Source organism: Shewanella sp. 492 (genome assembly GCF_059338445.1).
This window is the reverse complement of sequence record NZ_CM181702.1, coordinates 1-17,566: the sequence shown is the minus strand read 5'-3', so window position 1 is coordinate 17,566 and position 17,566 is coordinate 1. Positions and strand designations below refer to the sequence as shown.

Genomic DNA, 17,566 nt, shown 5'->3' with positions numbered 1-17,566 from the left:
GCAATGACACCAGCAACCAAAGCCTTAGATAAAGCCAACATCAGCTACAGCCTTCACGAATATCAACATGAGAGCAACGCCAAAGCGTTTGGTTTAGAGGCTGCAGAAAAACTTAACCTTCCGGTGGAACAGGTCTTTAAAACCTTAGTCGCCCAACTGGACTCAGGTCAATTGGTGGTCGCCATCATCCCTGTCAATGAAAAGCTCAATATGAAGCGTTTGGCTAAAGCCTCTGCAGCCAAAAAAGCAGCCATGGCGCCTGCCGATGTAGTGCAGCGAGCCACAGGATATATATTGGGAGGGGTCAGCCCTATCGGTCAAAAAAAACGTCTCGTCACTTTTATTCATCAAAGTGCAGAAAAACTCGAACGCTGTTATGTCAGTGGTGGGCGTCGCGGCTTAGATATTGGCATCACACCACAAGATCTTATTCGCGCGACGAACGGTAAATATGCTTGGTTAACCGATAGTGACCCACTCGAGTAAACCATATAAACAAGTTGTTTCACGTGAAACAACCCCTCTTGAGTTCACAAAACCGTGCCCACATCTTGGCTTAGTCATGCCGCTAGCGTAATATTAGCTGCTTCTGTTTAAAGTGATTTTTTTCATCTTCTAAGGTTGAATATATGAGTAATCCATTTTCAGACGCCCAACACCAACTCGATGCCATGGGACTTCGCTGCCCAGAACCAGTCATGATGGTTAGAAAGTCAGTCCGAAATATGAATGATGGCGAGACCTTATTGGTCATTGCAGATGATCCGGCAACCACCCGGGATATCCCCAGCTTTTGTGAATTTATGGACCATACCTTAATAGCCAGTAACACCGAAGCCGTACCATACCAATATCTGATAAAAAAAGGCTTATAGCCCATAAGAGTTTGCCCTTTAGTAACACTTGCCAGCTGAGTCGAGCACAGTTTACACTGAGTGATAGTCATCAAAAGGACGGATAAATGGCAATTTTACAAGGCATTAGCTATAAAGTGGTCAAGCGCGGCCCAATGTTAGAAACCTCAACCGCATTGGTCACTACGAGCAGCGGCGTTGCCCAAGATATTTTTGGTAAACCAGGCAACAGACAAGTCACAGTGCTCTCATTCGAACAATGGGAGCAGGCCTGCAAATCACTTAACGCTCAACTACCATGGACAACCCGCAGAACCAATTTACTGGTCGAAGGTGTCAGCTTTGGGCCGCAAGATGTCGGTAAAATTATGCATGTTGGAGATCTACAGCTTCTCGTTACAGGTGAAACCGATCCCTGCAGAAAGATGCAAGCAGCCTTCCCAGGCTTAGAGAAAGCATTAACTCCAGATTGGCGTGGTGGCGTCACCTGCAAAGTGCTCAATGACGCTACCATAGATATTGGTAATAAAGTGCATTTTAGTGAACAGCTGCAATTACTTTAATCGACGCCACACCTTTATTACCTCAGAACTAGCCACTGACGCAAGTGGCTTACATTCACTCTAGACTCTATTTCGCCATCTCAAATACCATTCATTTTCTGTCACATAAATTGGGTGTTACTGTTAACCAATTTATGCGATAACTATTATTTATAAGACTGTATTTAATATAACTGCATCGATAAAACTGACAGTACAGTGATATAAAATGTCGCCAGCACATAATTTTGCAGCTATACACATTTCACCATCAATAAGTAAAAACTAGCGATACTCGGCACAACGCATGCCTATGGAAACAATAACAACTAGACGGATATAATAATGCTAACACAACAAATTAAGCCCTTATGTGCAGTAATAGCACTCACACTAAGCCCCCAGATAATTGCACAAGAAACCACTCAAGATACCACCACTTGGCAAGTTAATGCTCCTGCAAACGCTCCCCTTCAACAAGTCAAAATCGACGTGTCTGAGGGCTCCTGGATGAACGTCAGTGTCAGCCCTGATGGCAAAACCATAGTGTTTGATCTATTGGGCGATATCTACCAAATACCAATCGAAGGTGGCGAAGCAAAAGCTCTCGCTAAAGGCATCGCCTGGCAGATGCAGCCCGTTTATAGCCCTGATGGTAAATCCATTGCATTTACCTCAGATGAAGATGGTGGCGACAATATATGGATTATGGATGCCGATGGCAGCAACCCTCGCCCCGTGACAAAAGAGACATTCCGCTTACTCAACAGCCCAGCTTGGAGCCCAGATTCACAGTACCTTATCGCGCGTAAGCATTTCACCGGCAGCCGTAGCTTAGGTGCTGGCGAAGTGTGGCTTTATCATGTTGCCGGTGGCGATGGTGTAAAACTCACAGAGCGCCCTAACGAACAAAAAGATCTGGGCGAACCCGCTTATTCGCCGGATGGCCGTTACGCTTACTTTAGCCAAGATGCGACACCAGGAAAAACCTTCCACTACTCAAAAGACTCAGTCAAGGGTATCTATAAGATTAAGCGCTACGACACTCAAACGGGTGACATTGAGGTGCTCATCGAAGGCACTGGTGGTGCGATACGTCCAACCCCAAGCCCGGATGGAAGCAAGCTCGCCTTCATTAAACGTGATGGATTTCAGTCATCGCTTTATCTGCTCGATTTGAAGTCTGGTAAAAAAACCAAACTATACGACAAACTCGACCGCGACATGCAGGAGACCTGGGCTATTCACGGCGTATATCCAACAATGAGCTGGACCGCCGATAATGAAGAACTTGTGTTCTGGGCCGGTGGCAAAATTAACCGCCTAAAGGTAGCAGATAAGCAAGTTAAGCAGATCCCCTTCTCGGTTAAAACAGAACTTGCGATACAACCCTCGGTACGCTTTAAGCAGAACATCGACAAGGATATCTTCGATGTCAAAATGCTGCGCATGGCACAGGTATCTCCCGATGGAAAGAAAGTGGTCTATGAAGCCCTAGGTAAGTTATGGGTTAAAACTTTACCTGATGGCAAGGTCACTCGACTCACTAAGCTTGATGCAGACCTGCGAGAGCTATTCCCGCAATGGTCTCGCGACGGCCAGCTGATAGTCTTCACCACTTGGGATGATGACAAGCAAGGCAGTGTCCGCGTTATCAGTGCTCGTGGCGGCAAAGCCAAAATACTCACCCAGGAACCGGGCAAATATGTTGAGCCCACCTTTTCGCCAGATGGCGAGTTAGTGGTTTACCGTAAAGCCAAAGGTGGCAATATCACGCCAAGGACTTGGTCTCAGGAACCCGGCCTATACGTAGTCGACATCAAAGGTAAAGCCAACAGCAAAATAACCCCAGATGGCTATCAGCCTCAGTTTGGCGCAGAGTCAGACCGAGTCTTCTTTTTAGACCACGGCGAGACGCCACAGCTGTCTTCAATTAATCTGCATGGATTCCAAAAGCGGGTGCATTACACTAGTAAGCACGCTACAGAATTTAGGGTCTCACCGGACGGCAAACAACTCGCGTTTGCTGAGCGCTTTAAAGTCTGGGTCACCCCATTCGCTAAACATGGCGAAACCATAGATATCGGCCCGAAAGCCAGCAACCTGCCCGTTACCCAATTAAGCGTGCGTGCAGGTGAGAGCATCAGCTGGAACAGCAACAGCGATCAGCTTTACTGGACTCTGGGCCCAGAACTGTATCAAGTTAACGTCGATAGCAGCTACACCGCAGCAGAGAAAAGCGCCAAATCAGAGAGCAGCGAACCTAAGATCACAGATATCGGCTTTAGCAAGAAAGCGGATGTTCCACGTGGAACTATCGCCTTTATTGGTGGCCAAGTGATCACCATGGAAGATGATAAGGTTATCGATAACGGCATAGTGATAATCAAAGACAACAAGATTGTCGCTGTAGGTGATGCAACAACCCAGATCCCTGCTGGTGCAGAGGTTATCGACATCAAAGGCAAAACATTGATGCCAGGTCTATTTGATGCACACGCTCACGGATCACAAGGTGAAAGTGAAATTATCCCGCAGCAAAACTGGGAGCTTTATGCCAACTTGTCGCTCGGTGTCACTGCCATCCATGATCCCTCTAACGACACTACCGAGATCTTTGCCGCTTCAGAGCAACAGAAGGCAGGCAATATCGCCGGACCACGTATCTTCTCTACGGGCACTATCCTGTATGGAGCCAATGCTCCGGGATATACCTCGCATATCGATTCACTCGACGATGCCAAGTTTCACTTAGAACGGCTCAAAAAAGTGGGGGCATTTAGCGTCAAGAGCTATAACCAACCGCGTCGTAACCAGCGTCAACAAGTGATTGCCGCAGCGCGAGAATTGGAAATGATGGTGGTTCCAGAAGGTGGCAGCTTACTACAGCATAATCTCACCATGATCGCCGATGGCCACTCAACCGTTGAGCACTCGCTACCAGCTGGGGCCATTTACAACGATATCAAACAATTCTGGAGCCAAACCGACGTTCATTACACCCCGACTCTAGTGGTTGCCTATGGCGGTATCTCAGGCGAAAACTATTGGTATGATAAGACAGATGTGTGGTCTCACCCTCGCCTCTCTAAATATGTACCTAGTGATCTTTTACAGGCCCGTTCAATGCGCAGACCTACCGCACCCGATGCACACTATAACCATTTCAATGTTGCACGCGTTGCCAATGAGCTAAATGAACTCGGTGTAAAGCCTAATATTGGTGCCCACGGACAACGAGAAGGGTTGGCCGCGCATTGGGAGATGTGGATGTTCGCCCAAGGTGGCATGAGCAATATGGAAGTGTTAAAAACGGCAACTATTAATCCTGCCACCACCTTTGGCATGGAGCAGCAATTGGGTTCCATCAAAGCGGGTAAGCTTGCTGACTTGATCATCATCGATGGCAATCCGCTCGATGACATCCGGGTCACCGACCGAGTAACTTATACTATGGTCAACGGCAAACTTTACAACGCTGAAACCATGGACCAGCTCAATGGTGATAAAACCAAACGCAAACCATTTTTCTTCGAACTTTAATCAATTTTCAATTTTAAAATCTGCCGGAGTTTAGCCGCAAATTTTAATTTCATGAAAATTTCAAAATGAAGTAAAAATCCCATTCAGGCGTTTAAAAAGGGTGTTCCACGTGGAACACCCTTTTTAATACCATATTAAAATGCAATCAATATTCGATTTACATAACTTTAGCGATAACAAATATAACAATGGAATCATCCACCCCACTCTTCTCGAAATCATTTATCTGGCTGTTGATAACAACAGCAATCGACTAGATGATCATTTACCATGCCTACCGCTTGCATAAAGGCGTAGCAAATTGTCGGCCCGACAAAGTTGAAACCGAGCTTTTTAAGCGCCTTTGACATAGCTTCAGACTCAGGCGTTTGTGCAGGTACTTGCGCTAAAGAAGTGAAATGATTAACCCTAGGTTTTCCATCGACAAAACTCCATAAAAATGTCGAAAAATCATTACCCTGCTCTACATATGCCAAATAGCCTTTAGCATTTTTTATAATCGAATTCACCTTTAAACGATTACGCACAATACCGGGGTTTTGCAACAAGACCTCCACTTTTTGCTCATCAAAGGTGGCAATGATTTTAGGATCGAAATTAGCAAAGGCCGCCTCATAATTTTGCTGTTTCTTCAAAATGGTGAGCCAAGACAAGCCCGCTTGTTGGCCATCTAAGCAGAGCTTAGCAAACAGTTCTTGGCTATCGTAAACAGGCTTTCCCCATACATCATCATGATAAGCCTGATATAAAGGGTCATCACTCACCCAGCCACAACGCGTTATAGGCATGACATTTTTCTCAATTTTCCCAAGTTAAGATAAAAAATAACCTACATAAGCCGTTTTCAACAAGGTATAATCGAAACCATTTTCTATCACCAGCTGACAGTAGTAGACATGACGACGAAACACGACGTAAAAACATTCCAGGGATTTATCTTAACCCTGCAAGAATACTGGGCGCAGCAAGGTTGCGCTATCGTTCAACCGCTGGACATGGAAGTAGGTGCGGGTACATTCCACCCTATGACTTTCTTGCGTTCATTAGGCCCAGAACCAATGAGCAGCGCCTATGTCCAGCCATGTCGCCGTCCAACCGATGGCCGTTATGGTGAAAACCCTAACCGCCTGCAACACTACTACCAATTTCAAGTAGTCTTAAAACCTTCACCAAGCAATATTCAAGAGCTTTATTTGGGGTCACTTGAAGCGTTAGGTGTCGATATGGGTATCCACGATGTGCGCTTCGTTGAAGACAACTGGGAATCACCCACGCTCGGTGCTTGGGGACTGGGTTGGGAAGTCTGGCTAAATGGTATGGAAGTGTCTCAGTTCACTTACTTCCAACAAGTAGGCGGCCTAGAGTGTAGCCCTGTAACTGGCGAGATCACCTATGGTTTAGAACGTCTAGCCATGTACATTCAAGAGGTTGATAGCGTTTATGATCTTGTTTGGACTGATGGCCCAATGGGCAAGATTATGTATGGTGATGTTTTCCACCAAAATGAAGTTGAACAGTCTACCTACAACTTTGAACACGCCAACGTAGAAGTGCTTTTCAAGCAGTTCGATGACTGCGAAAAAGCCTGTAACCATTTGCTATCACTTGAAACACCGCTGCCACTACCCGCTTATGAGCAAGTAATGAAAGCCTCGCACGCTTTTAACTTACTCGATGCTCGCCATGCTATTTCGGTTACCGAACGTCAGCGTTATATTTTACGCGTTCGTACTATGGCAAAAGCGGTTGCAGAATCCTATTACCAAGCCCGTGAAGCGCTTGGTTTCCCAATGTGTAAGTAGAGGGTTATAAAGATGAAATTTGAAAACTTACTCATTGAAGTAGGCACCGAAGAGTTACCACCAAAAGCACTACGTAACTTAGCAGAATCATTTTTAGCTAACTTCACCGAAGAGCTAAATAAAGCAGAGCTGGGCTTTGAATCAGCAACTTGGTATGCAGCTCCTCGTCGTTTAGCCATCAATGTTAAGCAACTGGTATTGGCGCAAGCCGATAAAGTGGTAGAAAAACGTGGTCCTGCAATTGCGCAAGCATTCGATGCCGATGGCAACCCAACTAAAGCCGCAATGGGCTGGGCTCGTGGTAACGGCATTACCGTTGAACAAGCCGAACGTCTTAAAACGGATAAAGGCGAGTGGTTATTGCATCAAGCTAAAGTAGTTGGTGTAGAAACAAAGTCACTTATCTCAGATATGGCCCAGCGCGCACTAGACAAGCTACCTATCCCTAAACCTATGCGTTGGGGCAGCAACAAGACACAATTTATCCGCCCAGTGCACACAGTGACTATGCTAATGGGTAGCGAGCTAATTGAAGGCGAATTACTGGGCATAAAATCTGCTCGCACCATACGCGGTCATCGTTTTATGGGTGTAGACACCTTAGAGCTAGACCATGCAGACAACTACCTCAGCGCGCTTAAAGAGCAAGGTAAGGTGTTAGCCGATTACGCTGAGCGTAAAGCGATCATTAAAGCGGGCGCCGAAGCTGCTGCCGCTAAAATCGGTGGCGTGGCCGATCTTGAAGATGACCTACTCGAAGAAGTGACTTCACTGGTTGAATGGCCAGTTGTATTGACCGCCAACTTCGAAGAGAAATTCCTCGACGTACCAGCCGAAGCCTTGGTTTACACCATGAAAGGCGACCAAAAATACTTCCCAGTATTTGATAAATCTGGCGCACTACTACCCAACTTTATTTTCGTCACTAACATCGAATCTAAAGATCCGGCGCAGATTATCTCAGGTAACGAAAAAGTGGTTCGTCCGCGTCTTGCCGACGCAGAGTTCTTCTTCGAAACCGACAAAAAACAGTCGCTCGAGTCTCGTCTTGCTAGCCTTGAAACCGTGGTATTCCAAAAGCAGTTGGGTACCATTAAGCAACGCGTTGAGCGCATTTCAGCGTTAGCTGGCTTCATTGCCAGCAGCATTGGTGCAAACCAAGAAGAAGCCGCTCGTGCAGGTCTTCTATCTAAATCAGACTTGATGACCAACATGGTGATGGAGTTCACCGATCTACAAGGCACCATGGGCATGCACTATGCACGTCTAGATGGTGAAACCGATGCGGTAGCAGTCGCACTTGCGGAGCAATACAAGCCTAAGTTTTCTGGCGATACCGTGCCAACCGCACCTATCTCTATCTGCGTAGCATTAGCAGAGAAGCTAGATACCTTAGTGGGTATCTTTGGTATTGGCCAAGCACCAAAAGGCGCAGCCGATCCATTCGCCCTTCGCCGCGCCGCCATTGGTGTGCTGCGTATCTGTTTAGAGAACAACTTACCGCTTGATTTGGTTGATCTGATTGCAAAAGCACAAGAGCTTCATGGTGAAAACCTCAGCAATGACAAAGTCGCCGAACAGGTACTTGAGTTCTTTATGGGCCGCTTCCGCGCTTGGTATCAAGATCAAGGTGTGAGTGTCGATGTGATCTTGGCCGTGCTTGCACGTCGCCCTACTTCACCAGCCGATTTTGAAAGCCGCATTAAAGCGGTTGCTCACTTTAGAACCCTTGAGCAAGCGCAAGCACTCGCTGCAGCCAATAAGCGTGTATCTAACATCCTAGCGAAAGTTGAAGGTGAGCTTCCAGCCACTATCGACGCTAACTTGTTAGTTGAAGGCGCCGAAAAAGCTCTAGCCGCTAAGCTTAATGAACTTCAACCTCAGCTAGCGCCGCTGTTTGCTGCAGCTAACTATCAAGAAGCCCTTTCACTGCTCGCAAACCTACGTGAAAGCGTAGATACCTTCTTTGAAGATGTGATGGTGATGGCCGATGATGAAGCGCTGAAGAACAACCGCCTAGCCTTGCTATCGAGCCTACGCGAGCAGTTCTTACACGCAGCTGACATTTCGTTACTGCAGTAAGCATTAATTTTGCTAATAAAAACGCACCCTTAGTGGTGCGTTTTTTTATGACCGAGGATAATAATCCCACTCATTTTAGTGCAATGCTTGAGCGACGATACAAAGCCAAGTTAGACTTAACCCTATCGTTCCCACAACTAGGTCTAAAGCGCCATGGTATCTGAAAGTATCATCTATCCTCTAGGTGAAAACGCCTTGGTGTTAGACCCTGCGCCGCGAGCTACAATCGATTTTGCCCTGCAAAACAAACTTTGCTGGATAGCAGATAGCTGCCGAAATATCACCGGTGTGCTCAATGCCGTCCCAGGAATGAATAACCTCACCCTCTATTTTGATAACGCCGAACGGCTTAAATCTGGCGAAGCGATACTACAACAACTATGGGATGAGGCGGCGCAGCATTCATTGGCGCAACGACATATCGAAATTCCCGTGGTATACGGTGGTGAATATGGCCCCGATATCAACAATGTCGCCAATGCCCACCAGCTGAGTGTCGAAGAGGTCATTCGCCAACACAGTAGCGCCAAATACCAAGTGTTTTTCATTGGGTTTCAACCCGGTTTTGCCTACCTCGATGGCTTGCCAGCCTCATTACATACCCCAAGATTATCAACGCCTCGGCTGCAAGTACCCGCAGGTTCAGTCGGCATAGGTGGAGAACAAACGGGGATCTATCCAAGTCAAAGCCCTGGAGGCTGGCAACTTATCGGTCAAACCCACCTTAAGTTGTTTAATCCTCATCACTCCTCACCTAGCCTATTACAACCTGGTGATATCGTTACTTTCGTTGCCACTCGGTCATTTACATCATGATCCATATTGAGCAAGCAAACAGCCATATTACGATCCAAGATCTAGGCCGCGCTGGAGTCGCCCATTTAGGCATTCCTATTGGCGGCGCAATAGATAAACAAGCATTACTCCTCGCGAATCGTTTAGTGGCAAACCCCGACAACTGTGCAGCATTAGAATTTAGCGCGGGTGAATTTACGCTCCGCTTTGAAACTGACACTTGGGTCGCCCTATGTGGCGGGTACTTCGATGCCAGCATCAATAATAGACCCCTATGGAATGGCTGGCGTGGCAAGGTAAATAAAGGTGAGTCACTGCATGTTCGCGGCCCGAAACAAGGGATGTACGGCTACCTTGCCATCATGGGAGGTATAGATTGTGAGACGGTTTTAAAGGGTAAAGGCACCGACATCACCAACCAGTTTGGCGGACATCAAGGGCGCTACCTTGAAGCGGGGGATCGCTTGAACATCGGCGTGACAGCCTTCGGTAACTTCAGTCGTCCAATTGGCGCGGTACAACGGGCCAACGACGGTATCCTAAGAGCCCTTCCCGGCCCCGAATTACTGCTATTTAGTCCATCCAGTAAAAAAGCCTTTTGGCATACGTCTTGGAAAGTCTCCAATCAAAGCAACCGCATGGGGACTCGGCTGAATGGTCAACCCCTTACAACCGAAACCGACATGAGCTTACGCTCACACGGCGTAATGCCAGGGGTGGTACAAGTTCCACCGAATGGCCAACCTATTGTATTGATGGCAGATGCGCAAACCACTGGCGGATATCCTAGAATTGCCTGCGTGATAGCAGCCGATTTATGGAAAGTAGCGCAAATGAGGCCGGGACTTGGGTTGATATTCCAACATATCAGCCCAAGTCAGGCACAAAGTGCCAACTATGAATGGCAGCAGTATCATTATCGTTTAGCAAAGGCAATGGATGGCAGTTAACACAAAGCAAGCTGAGCGGCGTTATCCAATCGATCTCAACGCCGATTTGGGTGAGGGAGGCGCACACGATGCAGCGTTATTGCACATCATCACCAGCGCAAACATCGCCTGTGGAGGCCACGCAGGCGATCAAGCCTCCATGCGCCAAACGGTAACACTGGCTAAGCAATGTAATGTGCTAATTGGCGCCCATCCGAGTTATCCAGACAGAGTAAACTTTGGCCGTCAAACCATGGAGCTAAGCGAGAATGAGCTGTTGGACTCGCTATATAATCAAATCATCACTTTAAAGCAAATTTGCGACGCCTTAGCGGTAAAACTACATCATGTTAAGCCTCATGGCGCGCTATACAATCAAGCGGCTGAAAACAGCGGTTTGGGGCAAATCATTATCGATGCGATAAAGCGCGTCGATCCAAACTTAAAACTGATGATGCTAGCGGGTAGCTCACTAGTCCAGCAAGCGTGTGAGCAAGGTATCGACGTTATTGAAGAAGCCTTTGCCGACAGGGCTTATTTAGCCAGCGGCGCTTTGGCATCACGCAGCCTTGCCGGCGCCGTCATCGAAGACGCGCAAACGGCGATGAAACAAGTTGAGCATATTATCAATGATCAGCCTATTACCACGTTAGATGCTAAATCGGTCATCATAAAGGCGAGTAGTATTTGTCTACATGGCGACAATGACCATGCACTCGCTTTCGCTAAGCTTATTAGTCAACACCTATCCCAATCAACATAAGCTGCGAGCTTTATTTCACTCGCGCTCTGGTGAGTCATAGGGCATGGATGAGAGCCAACGTGTCCCACTTCCAACTCATTCTTTATCACCATCATCAGTCAAAAATGAGCAACAAAAAAGCCCCAGATCTCTCTGAGGCTTTTGCCAGAACTTAATGGTCAATAAGACTTACACGTCTAAGTTAGCCACATTAAGTGCGTTGGACTCGATAAATTCGCGACGCGGCTCAACCTGATCACCCATCAAACAGGTAAATAGCTGATCGGCGCCAATGGCATCTTCGATAGTCACTCGAAGCATACGACGCGACTCAGGATCCATTGTGGTTTCCCACAGCTGCTCAGGGTTCATCTCACCCAAACCTTTATAGCGTTGGATATAGAGACCACGCTTTGAATCGCCCATCAACCAATCTAAGGCTTCAACGAAAGAGCTGATCTCTTTAGTACGCTCACCGCGTTTAACGTAGCCACCCTCTTCAATCAAACCGTCAAGAGCATCGGCCAGTTTCGCCATACGCAGATAATCGCTTGAATGCAGGAAGTCATACGAGAACAGGTAATGGGCGTCGATACCATGCTTACGAATAGTGATCTGCGGCAGATACACTTTACGCTCAGGATCAAACACAGCTTCGCCGCTAAAGATAAACCCACCAGACTCGGCTTCTTTTAGCGCAGCCACATAAGTGTCGCACCATTGCTTAACTTTGGCTTCATCGGCTAACAGTTCGTCAGTTAACGGAGCTTGATACAGCATGCGCTCGGTCAGCATCAATGGAAAACGCTTTTCAAGACGATCGAAAATTTGCTCAACTTCGCGATATTGATAAACCAGCTTCTCTAATGGCGCACCCAACATTGCCGGCGCATCTTTCGATGGGTGAATTTCCCCCCCATCCAAAGCTAGGTTAGTCAGGTATTCGGTTAACGCCGGATCGTCTTTTAGGTACTGCTCTTGCTTACCTTTTTTCACTTTGTACAGTGGTGGCTGGGCAATATACACATAACCACGCTCGATAAGCTCAGGCATTTGACGGAAGAAGAAGGTCAACAGCAAGGTACGAATGTGCGAGCCGTCGACGTCAGCATCGGTCATGATAACGATGTTGTGATAACGGGTCTTATCTGGATCGTATTCATCACGGCCAATACCACAACCTAATGCAGTGATCAGCGTGGCCACTTCTTGTGACGACAACATCTTGTCGAAACGCGCCTTCTCTACGTTAAGGATTTTACCCTTTAGTGGCAGAATCGCTTGGTTCTTACGGTTACGCCCCTGCTTGGCGCTACCGCCAGCAGAGTCCCCTTCCACTATGTATATTTCAGAAAGCGCAGGGTCTTTCTCTTGGCAGTCAGCCAGTTTACCTGGCAAACCACCTAAATCTAATGCACCTTTACGACGAGTCATTTCACGGGCTTTACGCGCCGCTTCACGAGCACGAGCGGCATCGATAATCTTACCAACAATCAGCTTAGCTTCGTTTGGATGCTCCATTAAGTAATCACTTAACTGCTCACCCATGGTTTGCTCTACCGCAGTTTTCACTTCACTTGAAACCAATTTATCTTTAGTTTGTGAGCTAAACTTAGGATCAGGCACTTTAACCGAAATCACTGCCGTCAAACCTTCACGAGCATCGTCACCGGTGGCGCTGGTTTTACCCTTTTTATTGAATCCTTCACGATCCATATACGCATTCAGGTTACGGGTCAATGCACTACGGAAACCCGCTAAGTGAGTACCACCATCGCGCTGAGGAATGTTGTTGGTAAAACAGAAGATGTTTTCTTGGAAGCCATCGTTCCACTGCATCGCCACTTCAACGGTAATACCATCCTCGCGCTCTTGGATAAAGTGAAATACTTCTTTGTTTACTGGCGTCTTATTAACGTTTAAGTAGTCAACAAAGGCACTAATACCGCCTTCATACTTGAAGAACTCATCACGGTTATCACGCTCATCAACAAGGTGAATACCGACACCAGAGTTAAGGAATGACAACTCACGTACACGCTTAGCCAGAATATCAAAATGGAATTCAACGTCGGTGAAGGTTTCTTTACTTGGCCAAAAACGGATTTCGGTACCCGTTGTGGTGGCTTCTCCCACTTCAGCTATCGGTGCGTCAGGTACACCATGGGTATAGAACTGTTCATATACTTTACCGTCACGACGAATGGTCATTTGCAGCTTTTCAGACAGCGCGTTAACCACTGAAACACCTACACCGTGGAGACCACCAGACACTTTGTAAGAGTTATCATCAAACTTACCACCGGCGTGCAAAACCGTCATAATTACTTCGGCAGCAGATACCCCCTCTTCCTCATGGATAGAGACAGGAATACCGCGGCCATCATCTTTAACCGATACCGAGCCATCAGAATGGATTTTGATGGTGACATCACTACAATAGCCAGCAAGTGCTTCATCGATAGAGTTATCGACCACTTCGAATACCATGTGATGTAGACCTGTGCCATCATCGGTATCACCAATGTACATTCCCGGTCTCTTACGTACCGCATCAAGGCCTTTTAAAACCTTAATACTCGAAGAATCATAACTATTCTCTGACATATTATTCTCTCGTCGGTTATTCAATTACCGTTACACACCCTTGTTCCACATGGAACACCTTTACCGGCGGTGTGTTTAACGAATCCACTATTGCCGCAGGCTCGATTGCCGTCACAAACACTTGTGCCCCGGTATCGCATAGCTGCTGCAACAACAGTTGCCTGTGTCTTGCATCCAGTTCCGATGGAAGATCATCCACCAGATAAATACTGTTTTTATCGATTTGTTGTTTTAGCAGCTTGCCCTGTGCAATGCGCAGCGCACACACTAACAATTTCAGTTGACCTCTAGATAATGCATCCTGCACCGGCAAAGTGCCCACACGCAGTCTTAAGTCCGCTTTATGGGGCCCACTCGCAGTGTGTCCCGCCGCTAAATCTCTGGGATATTGTGCCTGCAATAGCGCCTGATAATCGGTTTTGCTATCCCAACCTCGAGTAAAGGAAACTTTAACATCTATCTGAGGTAAAAACTCTTCGATTATACCCTTAAGTCGTTCATTTAACGAGCCTACATATTGCTTTCGTATCTCGGTGACGATTTCGGCATAACGCACCAGTTCTTTGTCCCAAAACTGGATTTGCCGATAGTCAATTTGGTTTTTAAGTAACTGATTTCTATGCTTTAAAATACGTCTGACATTCGCCCATGCACTGTGGAAGTTTTTGTCGGTATGAAAGGCTCCCCAGTCGATAAACTGTCGCCGCGCTTTGGGGCCTTCAAAAAGCAGTGAAAAACTCTCAGGAGTGATCACCTGAATAGGTAAAGTTTCGGCCAAGGTCGATAATCTTTTGACCTTATCGCCATTAATTTTAACCTCGGTATCACCGGAGCGAAAACGGCGTAAGCCAATTTTGTGTTGTTGATCGCCGAGGCTTAGATTAGCAAACAGCGTGAGCTTATCTTCGCTGTTTTGAATGACACGCTGCGACAGATGACTGCGGAACGAACGCCCCATCCCCAGAAAGTAAATCGCTTCTAAGATGCTGGTCTTGCCGCTACCGTTTTGACCATAGATAAGATTTAAGCCATCGCCTAACTGCAACTGCGCGCTAGTGATGTTACGGAAAGCGTCGATATGAAGCCGAGTTAAACTCATTAAATACTCAATTGATCAACCAGACGGGTAAAACAAACGCCACCCAAAAGTGGCGTTACCTGTTGCGTTACAGACGCATTGGCATCACAACATACATAGAATCTTCTTCAATATGGTTTTCAATCAAGGCGCTGGAGTTGCCATCGATTAGGGTGATACGCACATCATCGGAAGGTAGGTTGTTTAAAACATCCAATAAATAACTGACGTTAAAGCCAATTTCTAGCGGAGTATTGTCATATTCGATATCTAAGATCTCTTCCGCTTCTTCCTGCTCGGGATTATTAGCGGTGATCTTAATTAAATTTTGTTCTAGCTGAACCCGCACCCCGCGAAACTTCTCATTCGACAAAATAGAGGCGCGTAGCAAGGCTTGCTTTAATTGATGACGACTGGCAATCACTACCTTATCACCGCCTTTAGGCAGTACTCGGCGGTAATCAGGAAAACGCCCATCGACAAGTTTACTGGTAAATACCGCGCTTTGAGTGATAGCACGGATGGCATTGTCACCAATGGCGATGGTGACATCGAGATCTTCACCTTCAAATAAACGTTGCAGCTCTAACACACCTTTACGCGGCACAATGACCTGCTTTTCAGGTAATGAATCGGCTAAGGTGCGATGACTCAACGCCAGACGATGCCCATCGGTTGCAACGGCTCTGAGCACATTGCCTTCGGTTTCTAACAACAAACCATTAAGGTAATAACGCACATCTTGGTTAGCCATCGAAAACTGGGTTGCATCGATGAGCGACTTTAAGGTGCCTTGCTTGAGGGTAAACTCGATATCCGCCTGAAAGGCGTCAACATTGGGATATTCTTCAGCAGGCAGAGTCGCTAAAGTAAAACGACTGCGGCCAGAGCGAAGCAACAGGCGGTTTTCCTGTTGCTCTATTTTAAGTTCGACTTGATCAGGAAGTGATTTAACAATATCGAGAAATTTCTTAGCCGGGACGGTCGTCCGCCCCTCAATGACCTCACCCTCAAGCTGTGCTTGGCCAACCAACTCTACCTCTAAATCGGTGCCGGTCAGCTTAAGTGAGTGACCACTTACTTCAACTAAAAGGTTTGCCAGAATAGGCAAGTTATGTCGTCTCTCCACCGCTCCACTAACCAGTTGAAGTGGCTTTAATAGGGCATCCCTATCAATTGAAAATTTCATGTGTTTCAATTTCCCTGATTTTATGAAGATAACGTACGGATCAAGTTAGCATAATCTTCTTTAATGTCATGACTTTCTTCACGTAGCTGTGCGATTTTGCGACACGCATGCAATACGGTAGTGTGGTCACGACCACCAAACGCATCACCAATCTCAGGTAAGCTTTGGTTAGTTAACTCTTTCGACAGTGCCATTGCCATCTGTCGTGGGCGTGCCACGCTACGTGAACGACGCTTAGACAGCATATCGGCCATCTTGATCTTGTAATATTCAGCAACGGTTTTCTGAATATTGTCTATAGTGACCAATTTTTCTTGCAGAGCCAAGAGATCTCTTAACGCTTCACGCACAAAATCGATGGTGATCGGCCGACCGGTAAAGTTTGCGTTAGCGATAACACGGTTCAATGCGCCTTCAAGTTCACGTACGTTGGAGCGTAAGCGTTTAGCAATAAAGAATGCCACTTCATCAGGAAGGTTAATCCCGCTTTCTTGTGCCTTACGCATCAAAATTGCAACACGAGTTTCTAACTCTGGTGGTTCAATCGCCACGGTTAAGCCCCAGCCAAAGCGCGACTTAAGACGATCCTCAACGCCGTCTATCTCTTTAGGATAACGATCAGAGGTCAAAATGATCTGATGATTTCCCTCAAGCAAGGCATTAAAGGTATGGAAAAACTCTTCTTGTGATCTGTCTTTATTAGCAAAAAACTGAATATCATCGATAAACAGCGCATCCACACTGCGGTAGTAGCGCTTAAACTCTTCAATCGCATTATTTTGTAACGCTTTAACCATATCCTGAACAAAGCGCTCAGAATGCATGTAAACCACTTTGGCGTTGGGATTATTCTTGATAATGCCATTACCCACAGCATGCAGTAAATGCGTCTTACCTAAACCGGTACCACCGTATAAAAACAGTGGGTTATAGGCGCCACCTGGGTTTTCAGACACCTGCAATGCAGCCGCTTTACCCAGTTGGTTCGACTTACCTTCAACGAAGTTTTCGAACTGATAGGTTGGATTGATGTTGCTACGATGATTGGTCATCGTTGACGGTTCATTGGTGTTGAACGACGGCTTACCAGGGGACTTATTGGCCGACGGTATCGTGGCACTCTTTACTGAAGCGGTCGGTCGAACCGGCTGGCTCGCTGGACGGCTACCAATATCGAAACGCAACTTAGGCGCATTACTGCCCATTTGCTCAGTAAAGAATTGATTAATGGTATTAAGGTACTTGTCTCTTACCCAATCGAGAACAAACCGATTCGGTGCGTACAGCACTAGAGTATCCCCGTCCATTTCGGCTTGTAACGGTCTGATCCACATACTGAATTGCTGAGCCGAAAGCTCGTCTTGTAGTCGTCCGATACATTGCTGCCAAAGTGAAACCGCCAC

General features: G+C 46.8%; 14 protein-coding genes. 9 read left to right on the top strand and 5 right to left on the bottom strand.

What is annotated here, in order from left to right; all coding sequences use genetic code 11:
• Positions 1 to 3: 3 nt before the first annotated feature.
• The 4 genes from ybaK to AC5YBX_RS00055 all read left to right on the top strand — a co-directional run bounded on the left by ybaK (position 4) and on the right by AC5YBX_RS00055 (position 4,939).
• Entirely contained in the window at positions 4 to 486 is a 483-nt protein-coding gene (gene ybaK, locus AC5YBX_RS00070; protein ID WP_494520422.1) for a Cys-tRNA(Pro) deacylase, read from the top strand.
• A gap of 143 nt (positions 487 to 629) precedes the next feature.
• Positions 630 to 875 carry a sulfurtransferase TusA gene (tusA, locus tag AC5YBX_RS00065; RefSeq protein WP_110458777.1) on the top strand — a complete coding sequence of 82 codons (246 nt, stop codon included), beginning with the start codon at positions 630 to 632 and terminating at the stop codon, positions 873 to 875.
• Positions 876 to 961: 86 nt separating this feature from the next.
• Positions 962 to 1,417: an MOSC domain-containing protein gene (locus AC5YBX_RS00060; RefSeq protein WP_494520423.1), complete on the top strand. Its 456-nt coding sequence runs from the start codon at positions 962 to 964 to the stop codon at positions 1,415 to 1,417.
• Between the two features lie 324 nt (positions 1,418 to 1,741).
• Positions 1,742 to 4,939 (top strand): amidohydrolase family protein, encoded by a 3,198-nt coding sequence (locus tag AC5YBX_RS00055; protein ID WP_494524200.1) that lies wholly within the window; start codon positions 1,742 to 1,744, stop codon positions 4,937 to 4,939.
• 218 nt (positions 4,940 to 5,157) lie between these two features.
• Here the strand turns inward: AC5YBX_RS00055 and AC5YBX_RS00050 are convergent, their stop codons facing one another.
• On the bottom strand, positions 5,158 to 5,727 hold the full coding sequence (locus AC5YBX_RS00050) for a DNA-3-methyladenine glycosylase I (protein ID WP_494520425.1): 570 nt from the start codon (positions 5,725 to 5,727) through the stop codon (positions 5,158 to 5,160).
• 108 nt (positions 5,728 to 5,835) lie between these two features.
• On the opposite strand from AC5YBX_RS00050, the gene glyQ reads away from it, so the two are divergent.
• The 5 genes from glyQ to pxpA all read left to right on the top strand — a co-directional run bounded on the left by glyQ (position 5,836) and on the right by pxpA (position 11,310).
• Positions 5,836 to 6,741, top strand: coding sequence for a glycine--tRNA ligase subunit alpha (gene glyQ / locus AC5YBX_RS00045; RefSeq protein WP_494524199.1), 906 nt, complete (start codon positions 5,836 to 5,838; stop codon positions 6,739 to 6,741).
• A 12-nt stretch (positions 6,742 to 6,753) separates the two neighbouring features.
• Entirely contained in the window at positions 6,754 to 8,823 is a 2,070-nt protein-coding gene (glyS, locus tag AC5YBX_RS00040; protein ID WP_494524198.1) for a glycine--tRNA ligase subunit beta, read from the top strand.
• A 153-nt stretch (positions 8,824 to 8,976) separates the two neighbouring features.
• Positions 8,977 to 9,639, top strand: coding sequence for a 5-oxoprolinase subunit PxpB (pxpB, locus tag AC5YBX_RS00035; RefSeq protein ID WP_494520428.1), 663 nt, complete (start codon positions 8,977 to 8,979; stop codon positions 9,637 to 9,639).
• Positions 9,636 to 10,568, top strand: coding sequence for a 5-oxoprolinase subunit C family protein (locus AC5YBX_RS00030; protein ID WP_494524197.1), 933 nt, complete (start codon positions 9,636 to 9,638; stop codon positions 10,566 to 10,568). Before pxpB ends, AC5YBX_RS00030 begins: the two co-directional genes overlap by 4 nt.
• Positions 10,558 to 11,310, top strand: coding sequence for a 5-oxoprolinase subunit PxpA (gene pxpA / locus AC5YBX_RS00025; protein ID WP_494520430.1), 753 nt, complete (start codon positions 10,558 to 10,560; stop codon positions 11,308 to 11,310). The genes AC5YBX_RS00030 and pxpA overlap by 11 nt, the downstream gene beginning before the upstream one ends.
• A 168-nt stretch (positions 11,311 to 11,478) precedes the next feature.
• On the opposite strand, the gene gyrB is transcribed toward pxpA, so the two are convergent.
• From gyrB to dnaA, 4 genes are all read right to left on the bottom strand, one after another.
• Complete coding sequence (gyrB, locus tag AC5YBX_RS00020) at positions 11,479 to 13,896, bottom strand: DNA topoisomerase (ATP-hydrolyzing) subunit B (protein ID WP_494520431.1); 2,418 nt, start codon at positions 13,894 to 13,896, stop codon at positions 11,479 to 11,481.
• 16 nt (positions 13,897 to 13,912) lie between these two features.
• Positions 13,913 to 14,995, bottom strand: coding sequence for a DNA replication/repair protein RecF (gene recF / locus AC5YBX_RS00015; RefSeq protein ID WP_494520432.1), 1,083 nt, complete (start codon positions 14,993 to 14,995; stop codon positions 13,913 to 13,915).
• Between the two features lie 67 nt (positions 14,996 to 15,062).
• Positions 15,063 to 16,163 (bottom strand): DNA polymerase III subunit beta, encoded by a 1,101-nt coding sequence (gene dnaN / locus AC5YBX_RS00010; RefSeq protein WP_475515404.1) that lies wholly within the window; start codon positions 16,161 to 16,163, stop codon positions 15,063 to 15,065.
• 20 nt (positions 16,164 to 16,183) lie between these two features.
• The gene (gene dnaA, locus AC5YBX_RS00005; protein WP_475515403.1) at positions 16,184 to 17,566 is read right to left on the bottom strand and encodes a chromosomal replication initiator protein DnaA; all 1,383 of its coding nucleotides are present in this window, start codon (positions 17,564 to 17,566) and stop codon (positions 16,184 to 16,186) included.